Raw genomic sequence first — 15,759 nt, forward strand, 5'->3', positions numbered from 1 at the left:
TGGTCCATGGCTGACCCCCAGGTATGCCGTCCCGACCCGGATACTCTCCTTGCCCGCGTAAGCGATGCCGAGCGGCAGAAGCACCGGGGCAAGCTCAAGATCTTCCTGGGCTATATCGCCGGGGTCGGTAAGACCTACGAGATGCTCAGGGCAGCGCACCTGCGCCGGGACGAAGGCGTTGATGTCCAGATCGGATATATCGAGACCCATGGCAGGATCGAGACGGAAGCCCTGGTAAAAGGTCTTCCGGTCATCCCACGAAAGGAAGTGGAGTACCGGGGGGTCAGGCTCGAAGGGATGGACCTGGACGCGATCCTGAAGATCCACCCCCAGCTGGTTCTCGTGGACGAACTGGCCCATACCACGGTGCCCGGATCGCGCCATCCCAAGCGCTACCAGGATGTCGAGGAACTACTGGCAACAGGGATCGATGTCTATACCACCCTCAACATCCAGCACGTAGAGAGCCTCAACGACGTGGTCGCCCAGATCTCCGGCATCGTTGTCCGGGAGACGGTCCCCGACCGGGTGATCGACGAGGCCGCCGAGATCGAGGTGGTGGACCTTGCCCCGCCGGAACTCCTCCAGCGGCTGAGGGAGGGCAAGGTGTACGTACCGGACATGGCCCGGACAGCGATCGAGCAGTTCTTCAACGAAGGCAACCTCTATGCCCTCCGGGAACTTGCGCTCCGGCGGGCCGCCGAGCGTGTTGACGAGCAGATGCTCGCGTACATGCAGACACGCGCGATACCCGGGCCCTGGGCAGCAAGCGAGCACCTGCTGGTCTGTCTCGGCCCAAGCCCCCTTTCCGAACGGCTGGTCCGCACCGCCCGACGGCAGGCCGACCGGATGAACGCGAGCTGGAGCGCCGTCTATATTGAGACCCCGTCGCACCACCGCCTTTCAAAAGAGGGGAAAGAGCAGCTCTGGCGTAACCTCCAGCTTGCTGAAAAGATGGGTGCCACCACCGCTACCCTCTTCGGGCTCAACGTGGCATCCACCGTTCTTGACTATGCCCGCCGGCACAACGTCACAAGAATCGTTATCGGCAAAACCCTGCGGCCCCGCTGGCAGGAATACGTATTCGGGTCGGTCGTCGACCAGCTCATCCACAACAGCGGCCCTATCGATGTCTACGTCATCAGCAGCGGGAAGGGCGACCCGGAGAAACCGGCCGAGATGGAGCCGCTCCTACCGGCAACGCCCCCGAAGGATTATATCGCCAGCTTCGGGCTTGTCGTGATCGTCACGATCATCGGGTGGCTGATCCACTGGTTCATCTCGCCCACAAACCTGGCCATGCTCTACCTGCTGGCAGTCGTTGGGGTGGCATGGCGGCGGGGCCTGCGGCCTGCCATCTTCACCAGCATCATCAGTGTCCTTGCCTTCGACTTCTTCTTCGTCTCACCCCTGACCTTCAGGATCACCGACACGGAGTACCTCATCACATTTGCCGGCATGATCATGGTGGGATCGCTGACCAGCTTCCTTGTGGCACGTGCGAAAGATTATGCCGATGCGGCCGGCATCCGCGAGAAGGAGACCGGGACGCTCTATGCTCTCTCGCAGGACCTCGCAGTCGCAGTCACAACGGATGCGATCACCAAGGCAGTCCGTAATAATATCCATGAAATTTTCGAATGGGATTCGGTATTCCTGCTGCCAAAACAGAACAGTCTCGTGGTCCACTCGGCAAGTCCCGGCCTTGTCACCGATGATGACGACGTCGCCGTCGCGACCTGGGCGTTCCAGCACGCGGCCGTTGCCGGGTACGATACTGACACCCTGCATGGATCGCGGCTGCGGTTCATCCCCCTCCAGGGTACCCAGGGCGTCGTGGGGATCATGGGGGTCAGACCTGCGGAGCCAAATGGCGTGATCACGCCGGAACAGTCACGGATCCTGACCGCATTTGCAAACCAGGCCGCCGTGGCACTCGAGCGGGTGAACCTGACCATCACGAGGAAATAACATGTCTGTCCGGTGGGCATGAGGCATCAGGCTCTGTTTCAGGTGTTGTCGCGATCGGGTGAAGTCAATTTCGAAAAATAGGGTTTTAGAGAAGATCCGATTTTTTGTACCAACGGCAAACCGCATATTGACGGAGCGGACAGTGCCTGTCCCTCCGGACCGCCCTTGGGCTTTACTATGATGCAGGTATTACATTCTCACGGATTATCGCGGATAAGTCAAATCGAATTCCGATAGAATCGTTTTTTGAACCGGTCATTCCTTGTGAAATGCTTGTCTTCCCCATGATCGCTTGGAGAATTTTCTGATGATTTCTCCCAGCAAAAAATGAAAAGGATACCGGCCTCGATGGGAGATACTGCTAGTGGGATGGTTTTCCCGCACCATGAAGGTGCTCGCCCGGCACCCAGCGATCCCCGTCCTTCCGGAGCTCTTTCTTCCAGATGGGGACGCCTTTTTTGATCTCCTCGATGATATAGCGCGAGCCCGCGTAGGCTTCGGGGCGGTGGCCGGCGCTGACAACAATGATCAGGATATTCTCGCCAACGGAGAGCCTGCCGGTCCTGTGTACTATATCGACGTGGGAGAGGTTGTGCAGTTTTTTTGCATCTTCGGCAATCTTCTCCAGTTCCTTCAGTGCGACCTCCTCGTACGCCTCGAGCTCCATCTCCCGGATATCATCGTCCCTCACAACCCCGTCGAAAACGACAACCGCACCGGTCCCGGGGCTCTTCGCATCGCGGATCAGTTTCCCGATATCGACATCTTCGTGCTGGATGGCAATCATGGCAGGCCCCGTAATATCAACCGCCGGCAACCGGCGGGAAGACCGCAATTTCGTCTCCGTCAGCGATGATGGTCTTCCCCGCATCACCGGTCTCGACCCTTTTCCCGTTCCACATCACGATGACAAACTCGCGGAAATTGCCGTGTTCGTCGAAGATGGCAGCGTAGCCTTCCTTGTTCTTCTCTGCTATCTTCCTGACCAGGGTTGCAAGGACGGTACCGCTCCCCGGCTCTGCCAGGATATCGGTCCCGAGCAGCTCCCTGAACCGGGCAAAAAATCGTACTTTGACGGTCATCTCTTCTTCCTCGCGGGTTTTCGGGAACTCGTCGTGTGTTTTTCTCCGCATACAGGGCAGGCAGGATTCCGTTCCACGGCAATTTCTTCGGCATGGGCCTCACGCCCGTCCCAGATGAAGAGCCGGTTTGTCAGCAGTCTGCCGTCATGGATGAAATACTTGAGCACTTCGGTCGCCTGCACCGTCCCGATGACACCTGGGGTTACCCCGACCACTGGAAAAACTTCCTTGGGCGGTGCCTTCGGGAAGATGCATGCAAGGCAGGGGGTTTTTCCCGGGATAATCGTGGTCGCCTGGCCGTAGAGCCCCCGGATCGCCCCGTGGAACAGCGGGATATTCTTCCTGATCGCCGTTTCGTTCAGGAGGTACCGGGTGGGAAAATTGTCCATCGCATCGACGATTCCATCGGCCCTGCCCACGAGCTTGTCGCAATTATCCCCGCCGATCATGGTATCAATCGCGTTGATAGTGATATCCCCATTGAGTTCCTGGAGCTTCTCAATTGCCGATACGGTCTTCTTCCTGCCGACATCCCGGTCGGTGTGGAGGATCTGGCGGTTCAGGTTGGACTGGTCGACGGTGTCCATATCCACGATCGTGATCCTTCCCACGCCGGCGACAGCGAGATAGATTGCGATGGGGGAGCCCAGTCCGCCGGCCCCGGCAATAAAGATATGCGCTTTCTTCAGTTTCTCCTGCCCTTCTTCCCCGAAGAGGAGGATCTGTCGCTTGTACCGTTCGAGTTCACGTTCGGATAACATTGTTCACCAGATGTTCAGCCGGAAAACCAATATATTCTACCGCACGGGATATCCGGATCCCGATCGGATTTGTTTCATGTTCACCTTTGCCGGGAGGATTATTTATGAGATCCTGTGTCGGCAATTTTTTCCTGATCTCTCATGCAGTACCGTTGCCGGCACTACTGCTGGCAGGTTGCGTCTTCCTCATGCTCATGGGAGTGAGGGTTCTTCTCCTCCCACTCGGGCAGCCCATGCTTCTTCCGGTAATCATTGATCGCCTTGTGGATGCCTTCCTCGGCCAGCACCGAGCAGTGCATCTTGATTGGCGGAAGACCCTCGAGCGCCTCCGCTACAGCCTTGTTGGATACTTCCCATGCTTCCTCAAGAGTCTTGCCCCGGACGAGTTCCGTTGCCATGCTGCTCGACGCGATCGCAGCACCGCAGCCGAACGTCTTGAACTTCGCGTCGGTGATCACGTTGTTCTCGATCTTCAAGAAGATCTTCATAATATCACCGCAGACCGGGTTCCCAACTTCGCCGACACCGTCAGCGTTCTCGATCTCGCCCACGTTGCGCGGGTTCTTGAAATGGTCCATGACCTTGTCACTGTACATTGCAGCCACCTTCCTTTCCGCTCTTCTGGTACAAGGGAGACATGTCCCTCAGCCGGGATACCACCTTTGGCAGTACCTCTAAGACGAAGTCCACGTCTGCTTCCTTATTCACATCGCCAAGGGTCAGGCGCAGCGATCCGTGAGATATCTCCACCGGGAGGCCGGTCGCAAGCAGGACATGCGACGGCTCGAGCGAGCCCGATGTACAGGCGCTGCCGGTCGATGCGCAGATGCCTTCATCGTCAAGCCAGAGCAGCATCGATTCCCCTTCGATGAACTCGAAACTGATGTTGATGTTCCCGGGGAGCCGTTTCTCCGGGTGGCCGTTGAGACGGGCATTGGGGATCTTCGCGAGGATCCCCTTCATGAGCCGGTCCCGCAGGGCCCGGATGCGCATGTTGTGTCCTTCAATGTCGGCAGTCGCCAGCTCGATTGCCCTGCCGCAGCCGACAATGCCGGCAATATTCTCCGTCCCCGCCCGGCGCCGGCGCTCCTGACCGCCACCATGGATCAGGTTGTCGATCTTCACTCCTTTCCTGATATAGAGGGCGCCGGTGCCTTTCGGACCATAGAACTTGTGGGCGGAGAGGGAGAGCAGGTCGATATTCTGAGTTTTCACATCGATCGGGTCATTGCCGATTGCCTGCACTGCATCGGTATGGAAATATACCTTATGCTTCCGGGCGATGGCCCCCAGTTCCGTGATGGGCTCGATCGTGCCGATCTCGTTGTTGGCATACATGATGGTGATGAGGATCGTCTTGCCGGTGATCGCCTTCTCGAGATCGGCCGGGTCCACGAGGCCGTACTGGTCGACCGGGAGGTAGGTGACCGTGAAGCCTTCCTTCTCCAGGTACTGGCAGGTATGGAGTACCGCGTGGTGCTCGATCTTCGTGGTGATGATGTGGTTCCCCTTTTTCCGGTTCGCATACGCGATACCCTTGATCGCCCAGTTGTCGGATTCACTGCCTCCGGAGGTGAAATAAATCTCGTCAGGTTCGGCCCCCAGCGCCTTTGCCACCTGACCGCGGGCGATATCGATCGCTTTCTTCGAGTCCCGTGCGATGCCGTAAATAGACGAGGGGTTACCGAAATGCTCGGTAAAGTAAGGGATCATCGCGTCCAGTACTTCCTTCCGGACGTATGTGGTTGCGGAATGGTCCATGTAGACGGTGCGTTTCTCACCCATGCTCATCACGATATACCTGAATATGTGCCTTGATCGTCTGATTATTCTTTCCTTTAGAGATCAGGAAAGCCGTCGCGGGATTGCACCCCGGAATGCCGGGCTGCGGTAAATTATATCTGCTGCCACGACCAATTCACAATTGTGAATACATTCTATTATGTCGGGAATGTAACAACATAAAGGTTGTGTTGTGATGGAAGCTCCCTGTCAGAAGATCGTGTGGGACGTCCTGCCAGCTATCCGGGCTGCGATTGCGGTGGAACTGGTCAGGTGCGGGGTGTCCCAGGTGGAAGCGGCGCGAATGCTCGAGATCGCACCCTCCGCAGTATCGCAGTACCTCTCGGGAAAACGCGGGTACCGGATCGAGTTCGAGAACGATGTGAAAAAGTCCATTGAACTGCTGGCGCAGGACCTCAAGGAGGGCAGGAAACCCAATCTTGTCCAGCGCACCTGCGACATCTGCCGCCAGCTGCGGGAAGGAGACGAGAACCAGTGTAAGAGCCCCACCGATTCCCGGGAACGGTGCGGCTCATAATATTATAATAATCCCGTTTTTGTCGTTCGTGATGCCGTCATGAGTATTTCTGGAAAAAAGCAGGCCCTTCTCGAAACGATCCGGAAGCGCGGCCCGATGCTGGTTGCATTCTCCGGGGGTGTCGACAGCACGCTCCTTGCCACACTCGCCCGTGATGTGCTGGGGGAGAAGAGCCGTTGTGTCCTTCTCGACAGTCCCGCGGTTCCCCGGGCAGCTGTGGAAGAGGCCCGACAGATCGCTCTCGACCTCGGGCTCGGGCTCGATATCATCCCGGTCCCACTCTTGGAGAACGTGACGTTCTGCAGCAACCCGGCCAACCGGTGTTATCATTGCAAAAAGATCTCGGCAGCATATCTCAAAAAGCGGGCAGCCGAGCTCGGCCTTTCCTGCATTGCCGATGGGATCAATCTGTCCGATACAGGAGAGCACCGCCCGGGCCTCCTTGCCTCTACGGAAGAGGGGATCGTCCACCCGTTCATCGAAGCCGGGTGCACGAAGCAGGACATCCGGGATATTGCACGGGAGTACGGCCTATCGGTCTGGCAGAAGCCCTCGGCCGCCTGCCTCTCCTCGCGCATCCCGTACGGGGACACGATCACTTGCGAGAAACTCCATATGGTCGAGGAGGCCGAGGCATTCCTGACTGCACAGGGCTTTTCCCAGCTCCGGGTGCGGGCGCACGGGAACATTGCCCGCATAGAAGTACATAAAGAGGAAATGGGGCGAATACTGGAGCATCAGGATGCCGTGGCTGAGAAACTCCGGTTGCTCGGGTTCTTGTATGTCACGCTCGATCTTGGGGGCTATCGCAGCGGTAGCATGGACGAGGTGCTGAAGTAAAAGCACGCTGCCGGTTCCTAACGGGATCACCATACTACGGACGATACCATGTTCAGAAGACTACCTTGTATCAAGGTTGATGGCGAGAAGACAAGAAAAGACCTCCACGAAGTGATCGAAGAGGTCCCGCTCGCCCTGTTCGTGAACGGGCGGCACGCGATGACCGCGATGATGAGCCCGGTGCAGCTCGAAGACTTCGTGACCGGCTACCTCTTCACCGAGCAAATCATAAAAAGCGTGGACGAGATCGAGTCGATCAAGATCGAGAAGAACCGTATGAGCGTCATTACGAAGAACCTCTTCAAGGTGCTCGGCCCGAAAAAGACCATTCTCTCCGGTTGCGGCGGGAGCACATCCTATATCGACACTGAGAAACTCCCGAAGATCCAGTCCGATTACACGATCAGCACGGCGAACATCTGGAACTCCATCAAGGCGGTACTGAACTCCGAGCTCCACGTCACCACGGGGGGCATTCACATCGTGGCGCTGCTGGACCGCGAGAAAGTCCTTGCCGTCTCCGAGGACATCGGGCGGCACAACGCCCTCGACCGTGTGATCGGGTTCGGGCTCCGCAACAAGATCGATCTCTCACGGACCTACGTGATCGTCTCAGGACGCATCTCCTCGGAGATGGTGCGCAAGTGCCTGATCGCAAATATCCCCATTATTGTCTCACGCGGTGCGACCACCACTCTTGCGGTGGAGATTGCCGACAAGACCGGGCTGACCGTGGTCGGATTTGCACGCGGCGGCAAGATGGTCATCTATACCCATATGGAACGCATTGATGGGGCTGCACCCGCCCCGCAGTGATCAGTTCCGGAGGGTTTTTTTCAGCTTGCAGAGCTGGCAGATCTCCCCGCTGCACGGGTCCCCGCACTCCTTACAATGCCGGACCGGTTCCTCTTCCATGCGGCCGGCGCACTGCGCCTCGATCTGTGCCTTGCTTTCCATAAGGTGCAGCATCGTGCCCGGGTGATGGGATTCGAGCGTGGCAAGTATGCTCCGCACTTCACCGCGGAGGGCATGTACCGCATACGGGCATTCGGGAAGCTCTGTCCATGCCCCGTGCAGCATGAGGTACACAGCAATTTCCTTCTCAGAGATGAACATGAGCGGCTTGATGCGGGGGATGAACCGCCCCTGAGAATCACTGCCGGAGTCCCGCACAAGCCGGGGCAGGTCGCCCCGGAGCACGTTCATGAAGACCGACTGCGCCTCATCGTCAAGGTTATGCCCGGTGGCAAGTTTTGTCGCCTTCCCCCATTCTGCTGCCACATTGAGCGCCTTTCTTCGCAGGATCCCGCAGACGCTGCAGGCCTCGGGCTCCCTGCCCCTGAGGAACGCATCGAGTGTTCCCTCGAAGAGTTCCGTAAAAGAGATGGTGGCATGGTCCAGCCCGTACTGCGCGACTAACCTGTCTGCGGAGCGGATGGTATCCTCGCGGTAGCCGGCGATCCCTTCATCGATGGTGACGGCAGAGAGGCGGACGGAGTCCCATGAGGGCAGGAGGTGGGCGAGGATCATCAGGAGGGCCGTGCTGTCCTTGCCACCGCTCAGGGCAATGAGCACATGATCGCCCGGGATGATCAGGTTCCGGGAGCGGATGGTTTCGGCAACGCGATCTTCGATATCTGCGATAAAATGCTCCCGACAGAGGTGGCGGCCAGTTATCCGGTCATGGAAAACGGCCGGCCCGCTGCAGAGCGAGCACCCGGGAGTTTTTACCGGAATGTCATCGCGGGCCACTGCCTCATCCCCCGTGGGCGATCCGGATGATCCGGATCACGTCATCGTTCTCCACAACGGCATCTTCCGTAACGAGCGTCCCGTTCCGTGCAACGATCACCTCAATGGGATCGAACCCGAGGTCCCGCAGGAGCGCTTCAACCGTCACCGGATCAGAGCCGGCTTGACGGCAGCTCTTGTCCGGAAGGATGATCTTCATAGCCTGATGTGGTACTGGGAGGGCTTTATGCATAAACATCCGGTTGGAGGGCGCTCTTTTTGCAGCGACGGTTTAATAAAAACCTGCGATGAACAGGATACTGGATTATGGACAGGATGGCTGACTCTGCGCACATTGTTGAGGAGATCGTGAAGCTCAAGGAGGAGCGTAACGCGATCCTTCTCGCCCACAATTACCAGCCGGCGGAGATCCAGGACATCGCGGACCTCACCGGTGATTCCCTTGAACTATCCCGGGCTGCGGCCACCATGCAAGGGGGAGTGATCGTCTTCTGCGGCGTGGACTTCATGGCCGAAACCGCGGCGATCCTCTCTCCCCAAAAGACCGTCCTGCTGCCCGCGGAAGATGCCTGCTGCCCGATGGCGCAGATGATCACTGCGGACGAACTCAGGCTCGCAAAGGAGAGGCACCCGGACGCGGCCGTGGTCTGCTACGTGAATACGACCGCGGACGTGAAGGCCGAGAGCGACATCTGCTGCACCTCCTCAAACGCGGTGAAGGTCGTCAACTCTGTGGGGCAGGACACCATCATCTTTGTCCCGGACCGAAACCTCGGGCAGTACGCCCAGCGCTTCACGAAGAAGACGATCCTGCCGTGGGAAGGGTTCTGCATCGTACACGACCGGATCACGCCGGCACAGGTGAAGGAGGCACGGGCAATCCACCCGGATGCCGTGGTGCTGGTGCATCCCGAGTGCCGGCCGGATGTGATCGATCTCGCTGATTACGTTGCCAGTACATCCGGCATCATCCGGCATGTCTGCACTTCAGAAAAGAAGGAGTTCATTATCGGGACGGAAGTCGGGATCCTCCACCGTATCGCAAAGCAGTGCCCGGATAAAACATGTTATTCCCTATTGTCAGACGCAATCTGCCGGAACATGAAAAAGACGAGCCTCGAGAAGGTGCGGAACTCGCTCGCAACTCTGCAGCCCCGTATCACCGTGCCGGAAGAGGTCGCCGGCCGTGCCCGGCGTGCGATCGAGCGGATGCTCTCCCTGCCGTGAGAGGTCCGTGCCAGACCGGTCCTTCCCAGAAAGATCGTTATAAATTTTCTTAACGCTCTTGGGGGCTTCGGCATATGATGCCTCCGCCCCCGCCGCTTGGGCATCCCCCGCAATCCGATGTTCCCCCAGAAGGTTAGTGAAAAACTCTGAAAACTAGGAGAAGTATAGGATGGGGGAAAAACAGGGGGTCAAGGGGTGCTCCCCTTGTGTTGCCTCCCCCTCTGGGGGAGAGAGGGGGTCTCACTCGTATCTGACGAAAAAATATCCGATTACCTGATGAGGATAACTTCATCCGCCATCGGGGCCCCTACTGGAAACTTCGGCGTATATCGCCTCACCCACAGCCTATTTCTTCTCATCGGTATCTTTTTGCGCCATGAGCCGGTTGTACATCTCCTCGCCCACGCACTCCTTTGCATACTTGCACCACTGGACGCAGGATATGGTGTCGTTGTAGACCACAAAACCGCAGTTACTGCACTTCACCGATATGTCATTCGAGAATAGTTCGACTTCTTCCCCGCACTGGGGGCATTTCTTGATCGCGAGTGTGGGGGTGCGCAGGTTCGCGGCACCCGGACAATGGTCAAGCATGAGGCTACTCCGGCAACAATGTCTGCGCCCGGGCATGAGAAGCCAGCGGTCGTACAACCCGCTCGTCATCAATGTTAGGGTTGTTGACGAGAGCCGTTACCGGAACCATCTCCATGTCGCCGGCTGGCCAAGGTCCGAGCAGGTCCCCGAGGGCTGCGGGAGTAACGGAACCATCCGCGAGCCAGCGTTCCTCGTTCTCCCGGGTCAGGATCACGGGCATCCGGTCGTGGATCTTCCCTACCAGTGCATTGGGCCTGCAGGTGATGATCGCGTAGCTGGAGTGGCGCTGCCCGCCCGGGCCCTGCCAGGTATTGCAGAGACCGGCAAAGGAGAAGAGCGGTTCTCCAAGAAGCCGGAACCAGAACGGGAACTTCCGCTTCCCTTCCTTCTTCCACTCGAAGAACCCGGAAGCCGGCACGAGACATCGCCGGTCCTCGAGAAGCGGGCGGAACATGGGCTTTTCCGCCAGCCCCTCCGCCCGGGCATTGATCGGCCGCGGGGAGGATGCGGGGTCCTCTGCCCGGCAAGAGACCAGCCCCCATTTCATGACGGCAATCTCATTCTTTCCCCCGTCACGGGCGATCACCGGCATCTCGTTCCCCGGGGCGACATTGAACCGTGAGTGGGTGCCGATCATCGGGTTGTGCACCCGGAACCGGTTGCCGAGCTCATCGATGCACACGAGCGAGTACCTGCCGCACATCACACTTCACCTCTCCTCCCCCGTTCATCAATCTTGCGATAGGCGCCACGCACTTTCACACCCCGCCAGCCTGAGCATTATCCGCCACGGTGCAGCAGGGATCCGGTGCCATGCTGATCGAACTCTCGCGAGGGGTCACTATCCACCCGGGCACGTTCACTGCCGTGATCGCACCGGAGAAGAAGATCCTCTCCGCACTCAACAGCAACCCGGATCTCCAGCGGTTCCTCTTCCTTTACGTCAGCGGCAACTACTCGCGCATTCTTTCCGGCATCAGCCGCACGTCGGTCAATTTTGAGGTCAGGAGGCCGTTTACCGCCGATCAGCTCCTGAACGTGATCCACGAATCTGGCCACACCATCGTCTTTGTCGAGCACGACCCGACCCTTTTTGACGGGGCGGAACGGCTCCTTGACCCGGTCGCATCGGCACTCCGGCAGGCCGGGCGGGAGGCGCTGGTGATCCTCTGGACACCGGTGAGCGAACGGTCATTTGCCGCACTGGCCCGGCAGGCAGACCGGATCATCGAGATTATTCCTGAGGACCCGGCCCCGGACGGGCACGGCTTCCACGCACGGGGATCCTGCCGGGAGGGCAGCGGGGCTCCCGGGGCCCAGAGGACGCTGGAGGTGTCCTGAATGGGCAGGAGTTTCGTGAGTATACGGCAGGGAGTGAACGGCATGACGGGGCGCTGGGCCGGGTCCCAGCGGGCACTCATGACAGAAGACCGGCCATACTCAGAACGGCTCGTGGCTTTCGCCAGAAAGCATTCGAGCGAGGCGTTCTATGGCTGCGACGACCCGCTGGAAGCGGCAATCTTCTCGGCGCTGGTCGAAATAACCCGGCGGCAGGAGGAACTGTCCCGGGACGGGAGGGAACCGGATGTGGATCCTTGACTCGGCATTCCGGGGGGGCGTTGACCTGTGGAGCAAAGACGGGGCGGTGCAGAGGATCCACCACGAGTATGATCCGCCGTTCTACCTCCGCCTCCCGGACCCGGACGCACACCACGCGATGATCACCGCACTGGAGGAGGAGTACCGTGCAGAGCCCTGCATATTCAAAACTATCTTTGGCGAATGCAAGGGGTACAGGGTCTTTGCCGGGCGCACGGTGGCAGAGGCGATCGAGCGGCAGACGCAGTATGCGGCAGAACTCTTCAACGTGGACGTGAGGCAGGATCAGCGCTTCATGGCCGAGCACGGGATCATTCCCTGCAGCAGCGATATGGGTTTGAGGTTCTCGCCGGAGTTCACCCACGACCTGCACCAGATGGAGATACGGATCCGCGGGGACCCGGCCCTGACCCGTACCTGCTCAGAGATCTCGGTAGTTCACGAGCGTGCCGAACGCCTCGCCGGAAACGAGCGGGAGGTGCTGTCCGATCTCTTCGCGCTTGTTGCCGCGTGCGACCCGGACGTGATTCTCATGGCCCATGCCGACCGCTGGATGCACCTCCTGCAGGAGAAGGCCCGGGAGAACGGGCTCGCCATGCCGTTCAGCCGGAACGGGAAGTGCCGCACCATGAGCTCCCGGTCCTACTGGAGCTACGGAAGGGTCGAGCACAAGGGGGCGGCGCTCATCCCGGACGGCAGGGTCCTGATCGATACGGAGCAGTCGTTCGTGTACCGCGAGGGGGGTCTTGCCGGTGTGCTCATGGGCGCCCGGCTCTCGGGGCTCTCCCCAAACCTCGTCTCCCGGTTCACCCCGGGCACGCTCATCTCCGCGTACGAGACCTACGAGGCGGTGAGACGGGGAATCGCGGTGCCATTCCGCAAGAGCGATGCAGAAGCCCTGCGGAAATGTGCCTCGCTCAGGACCGGGGACCGGGGCGGGATGCTGTTCCAGCCGGAGCCCGGTATCTATGAAAACGTGGACGAGATCGATTTTACCTCGATGTACCCCTCCATCATCGTGAAGGCGAACCTCTCCCCGGAGATCATCGGGAATGAGGAGAGGAGGGGATTCCTCCCCATTGCCCTCGAACCCCTGCTCGAGATGAGGATCGCAACAAAACAACGGAAAAAAACCGATCCTGCGGTCGCCGGCATCGATGCGATCCTCAAGTGGATGCTCGTCACCTGCTTCGGCTACACCGGCTACAAGAACGCGAAGTTCGGCAGGATCGAGGTGCACGAGGCAATCACCGCGAGGTCGCGCGAGATCCTGCTGCAGACAAAAGAGATTGCCGACGCGATGGGGTTTACCGTGCTGCACGGGAACGTGGACTGCCTCTGGGTGCAGGGCACCCCGGTCACCGCATTACAGGAGAGGGTCAACCGCGGGACCGGGCTCCGTATCGAGATCGAACACTTCGACTGGATCGTCTTCCTCCCGCAGAGCGACGGGTCCGGGGCATACACCCGTTACTACGGCCGGCTCCCTAACGGCAGCGTGAAGGTGCGGGGCATTGCCGCACGCCGGCACGACACGCCGGACTATATCCGAAAGATGCAGGCGGGGATGCTGAGCGTGATGGGCCGGGCGGGGGCGATCGCAGAACTGGACGCAGCGTGGGACCTGGTCCGCGGGATCTACACGGATACTGCTGCACGGCTCGCGTCGGCGCCGGTACACGAGATGGTCATCAGCCGGAGGATCAGCCGACTGAACTATGCCCACCGCTGCATTGAGGGGGCGGCAGTCGATGCGTACCGCAGGAGCGGCACGGATATTGCCCCGGGCATGAAGATCCGTTATGTCGTGAGGGATGCCCGGAACTACCGGGTGGACCCGTCATGGTGTGCGGAGCGCTTCGATGTCCCGTACTACCGGCAGCTGCTGGAGCGGGCCTGGGCCGAGATTGCGTATGCGTTCCGGGCGGGAAGAGAGCCCGGTAAACAGCCAGGTATCCATCCTTCACCGGGACAGATGCCAACCGGCCCGTGGCCGATACAGGGGCCGTGTTCAGACGAAAGACGTAAGAGGGCAGGTCACCAAGTATCCGGCAGGTTATGGCCGGAAAACCGTTGATTTCTACCGTAAAATATGTTGCCGGCACGAGACCGGTCTTTCGCCTCTCCGAGATCATTCCCTATCTTGATGAACCGGTGTCGGTCGATGAGATATATCGCACCATCTCCCCGGAATTATCCCGCTTCGGGCTCACCGCAAAAAAGCTTGACGGGGATTTTGAGATCTCACGGGCTCTTCCGACCCCATCATATATCCTGAATGACGGGGAGCGGGAACGCCTTGAAACATTCATCGCCCGCCGGGAGATGCCATTTACCCTTGCCGAAGCGATCGAACGGTACATCACCCGTAAGGCAGGGAAAGAATGGCATGATCCTGTAATAATCGAGCGGCTTCGCAGGGCAATCGTCGCCCAGAAGGATGACTACTGGAAACCGTCGCACCGGCGATCCCTGCAGTACACGAAAGGATACAGCGTGCTCGGCTACCTTGCGTACCACTTCCCGGTCTATTTCATGCAGACGGAGCACCTGCTTGCCGGGCTTGCCCGGGACGGCCTGCTGAAAAAATCGATGACCATCCTCGACGTGGGCACTGGCCCGGGAGTAGTCCCGCTTGCCATCGCTGATCTCTGGTCCCGGCTCGATGATGCCCGGGCTGCGGTCTACTCCCTCGAACGCTCGGAAGAGCATATCGAGGCATTCCTCTCCCTGCGGGACGCGTTTGTGCCCCGCGGGGGAAATGTTTCAGTCAAGCCGCCCATAAAGGCAGATATACGGGAACCGCTCCCTCCAGCAATCCCGGAAAAGGTCGATCTCGTCATCTTCTCCAATGTACTCAATGAACTGCCGGAAAGTTCTGTGGACACACAGGCCGGGATTGTGGAGAGGATCGCAGACCGGTTGAAACCGGACGGATCCATCGTCATCATCGAACCTGCCGATCAGGAGAATGCCACCCGCATGCGGACCATCACTGCCGAGCTGGAGAAACGAGGGCTCATGATGTATGCTCCCTGTTCGTTCATCCGGGGGATGCCCTGCACGGCACCCCGGTGCTGGAGCTTTGCAACGGCTCCTGCCATTCGGCCGACCCGGCTGATGGAGACCCTCGCCCGGTGCGATGAGTCGTACCGGTACATGAATACCGATATCAAGTACAGTTATGCCGTTCTGCGCAGGGACGGGAAGCGCAGGTCGGCGTACCGGGTCGCCCCCGACTCCAAGTTCCTTCGGCTCTCGAAACTGCACCTGCACGTGGGAAACCGGGTCAATGTAGCGGTAGTGAAGATGAGCGGTGAGCTGGGGGATGCAAAAAATCGTCTCTTCAAGATCTGCGACGGGACGGCAAAGACCCCGGTCTATGCCGTCATCCCCTCATTCCATCTGACGTCCGGGAACGAGGCGATCAGAACGGCACCGTACGGCACGGTGCTGGAGATGCTGGGCGTGCTGGTCCGGTACAACAAGGCGCATGATGCCTACAACCTGCTCGTGAACAGGAACACCTCAGTCACGATCCCTGAAATGCGCGACAAGGAGTAAGTACTCGCTGCATCAGGAACGAACGCACTGCGCGAGCCGGTAATTACTC

18 protein-coding genes are annotated in these 15,759 nt (G+C 59.2%); 9 read left to right on the top strand and 9 right to left on the bottom strand.

From position 1 onward, the window contains the following. Positions 1-6: 6 nt before the first annotated feature. On the top strand, positions 7-1,971 hold the full coding sequence (locus ABSG49_RS07940) for a DUF4118 domain-containing protein (protein ID WP_424025589.1): 1,965 nt from the start codon (positions 7-9) through the stop codon (positions 1,969-1,971). Positions 1,972-2,332: 361 nt separating this feature from the next. Here ABSG49_RS07940 and ABSG49_RS07945 read toward each other — a convergent pair whose 3' ends face one another. The 5 genes from ABSG49_RS07945 to nifS all read right to left on the bottom strand — a co-directional run bounded on the left by ABSG49_RS07945 (position 2,333) and on the right by nifS (position 5,599). After that, a complete protein-coding gene (locus tag ABSG49_RS07945) occupies positions 2,333-2,758 on the bottom strand; it encodes a molybdenum cofactor biosynthesis protein MoaE (protein WP_424025590.1) in 426 nt (141 codons plus the stop codon). A 16-nt stretch (positions 2,759-2,774) separates the two neighbouring features. Then, positions 2,775-3,053, bottom strand: coding sequence for a ubiquitin-like small modifier protein 1 (locus tag ABSG49_RS07950; protein WP_424025591.1), 279 nt, complete (start codon positions 3,051-3,053; stop codon positions 2,775-2,777). Further along, positions 3,050-3,814: a HesA/MoeB/ThiF family protein gene (locus ABSG49_RS07955; protein ID WP_424025592.1), complete on the bottom strand. Its 765-nt coding sequence runs from the start codon at positions 3,812-3,814 to the stop codon at positions 3,050-3,052. The genes ABSG49_RS07950 and ABSG49_RS07955 overlap by 4 nt, the downstream gene beginning before the upstream one ends. Positions 3,815-3,975: 161 nt before the next feature. Beyond that, complete coding sequence (nifU, locus tag ABSG49_RS07960) at positions 3,976-4,410, bottom strand: Fe-S cluster assembly scaffold protein NifU (RefSeq protein ID WP_424025593.1); 435 nt, start codon at positions 4,408-4,410, stop codon at positions 3,976-3,978. Beyond that, positions 4,400-5,599, bottom strand: a complete 1,200-nt coding sequence (gene nifS, locus ABSG49_RS07965; protein ID WP_424025594.1) for a cysteine desulfurase NifS — start codon at positions 5,597-5,599, stop codon at positions 4,400-4,402. Before nifS ends, nifU begins: the two co-directional genes overlap by 11 nt. Before the next feature lie 193 nt (positions 5,600-5,792). Here nifS and ABSG49_RS07970 point away from each other — a divergent pair, with 193 nt between their 5' ends. From ABSG49_RS07970 to fdhD, 3 genes are read left to right on the top strand one after another with little or no spacing between them, the layout of a single operon-like run. Continuing rightward, positions 5,793-6,134, top strand: a complete 342-nt coding sequence (locus tag ABSG49_RS07970; RefSeq protein WP_424025595.1) for a transcriptional regulator — start codon at positions 5,793-5,795, stop codon at positions 6,132-6,134. Positions 6,135-6,173: 39 nt separating this feature from the next. Next, positions 6,174-6,974 (top strand): ATP-dependent sacrificial sulfur transferase LarE, encoded by an 801-nt coding sequence (gene larE / locus ABSG49_RS07975; RefSeq protein WP_424025596.1) that lies wholly within the window; start codon positions 6,174-6,176, stop codon positions 6,972-6,974. Positions 6,975-7,022: 48 nt separating this feature from the next. Beyond that, complete coding sequence (fdhD, locus tag ABSG49_RS07980; protein WP_424025597.1) at positions 7,023-7,790, top strand: formate dehydrogenase accessory sulfurtransferase FdhD; 768 nt, start codon at positions 7,023-7,025, stop codon at positions 7,788-7,790. On the opposite strand, the gene ABSG49_RS07985 is transcribed toward fdhD, so the two are convergent. Further along, a complete protein-coding gene (locus tag ABSG49_RS07985) occupies positions 7,791-8,726 on the bottom strand; it encodes a TIGR00269 family protein (protein ID WP_424025598.1) in 936 nt (311 codons plus the stop codon). 4 nt (positions 8,727-8,730) lie between these two features. Continuing rightward, positions 8,731-8,925: a MoaD/ThiS family protein gene (locus tag ABSG49_RS07990; RefSeq protein WP_424025599.1), complete on the bottom strand. Its 195-nt coding sequence runs from the start codon at positions 8,923-8,925 to the stop codon at positions 8,731-8,733. A gap of 107 nt (positions 8,926-9,032) precedes the next feature. Between ABSG49_RS07990 and nadA the strand changes: the two genes are divergently transcribed. Next, positions 9,033-9,953: a quinolinate synthase NadA gene (nadA, locus tag ABSG49_RS07995; protein WP_424025600.1), complete on the top strand. Its 921-nt coding sequence runs from the start codon at positions 9,033-9,035 to the stop codon at positions 9,951-9,953. A 345-nt stretch (positions 9,954-10,298) separates the two neighbouring features. Here nadA and ABSG49_RS08000 read toward each other — a convergent pair whose 3' ends face one another. Further along, positions 10,299-10,547, bottom strand: coding sequence for a hypothetical protein (locus ABSG49_RS08000; protein ID WP_424025601.1), 249 nt, complete (start codon positions 10,545-10,547; stop codon positions 10,299-10,301). Between the two features lie 4 nt (positions 10,548-10,551). Further along, entirely contained in the window at positions 10,552-11,250 is a 699-nt protein-coding gene (locus tag ABSG49_RS08005; RefSeq protein WP_424025758.1) for an SOS response-associated peptidase, read from the bottom strand. Positions 11,251-11,360: 110 nt separating this feature from the next. Between ABSG49_RS08005 and ABSG49_RS08010 the strand changes: the two genes are divergently transcribed. From ABSG49_RS08010 to ABSG49_RS08025, 4 genes are read left to right on the top strand one after another with little or no spacing between them, the layout of a single operon-like run. Further along, positions 11,361-11,888 (top strand): hypothetical protein, encoded by a 528-nt coding sequence (locus ABSG49_RS08010; RefSeq protein ID WP_424025602.1) that lies wholly within the window; start codon positions 11,361-11,363, stop codon positions 11,886-11,888. Beyond that, on the top strand, positions 11,889-12,146 hold the full coding sequence (locus ABSG49_RS08015; protein WP_490356192.1) for a DUF8156 family protein: 258 nt from the start codon (positions 11,889-11,891) through the stop codon (positions 12,144-12,146). It abuts the gene before it with no gap. After that, positions 12,133-14,223: a type B DNA-directed DNA polymerase gene (locus ABSG49_RS08020; RefSeq protein WP_424025604.1), complete on the top strand. Its 2,091-nt coding sequence runs from the start codon at positions 12,133-12,135 to the stop codon at positions 14,221-14,223. Before ABSG49_RS08015 ends, ABSG49_RS08020 begins: the two co-directional genes overlap by 14 nt. Continuing rightward, a complete protein-coding gene (locus tag ABSG49_RS08025; protein ID WP_424025605.1) occupies positions 14,205-15,710 on the top strand; it encodes a small ribosomal subunit Rsm22 family protein in 1,506 nt (501 codons plus the stop codon). The genes ABSG49_RS08020 and ABSG49_RS08025 overlap by 19 nt, the downstream gene beginning before the upstream one ends. The last annotated feature ends 49 nt before the right edge of the window (positions 15,711-15,759 follow it).

It is taken from the genome of Methanoregula sp. (assembly GCF_049510175.1).
Taxonomy (GTDB): domain Archaea; phylum Halobacteriota; class Methanomicrobia; order Methanomicrobiales; family Methanospirillaceae; genus Methanoregula.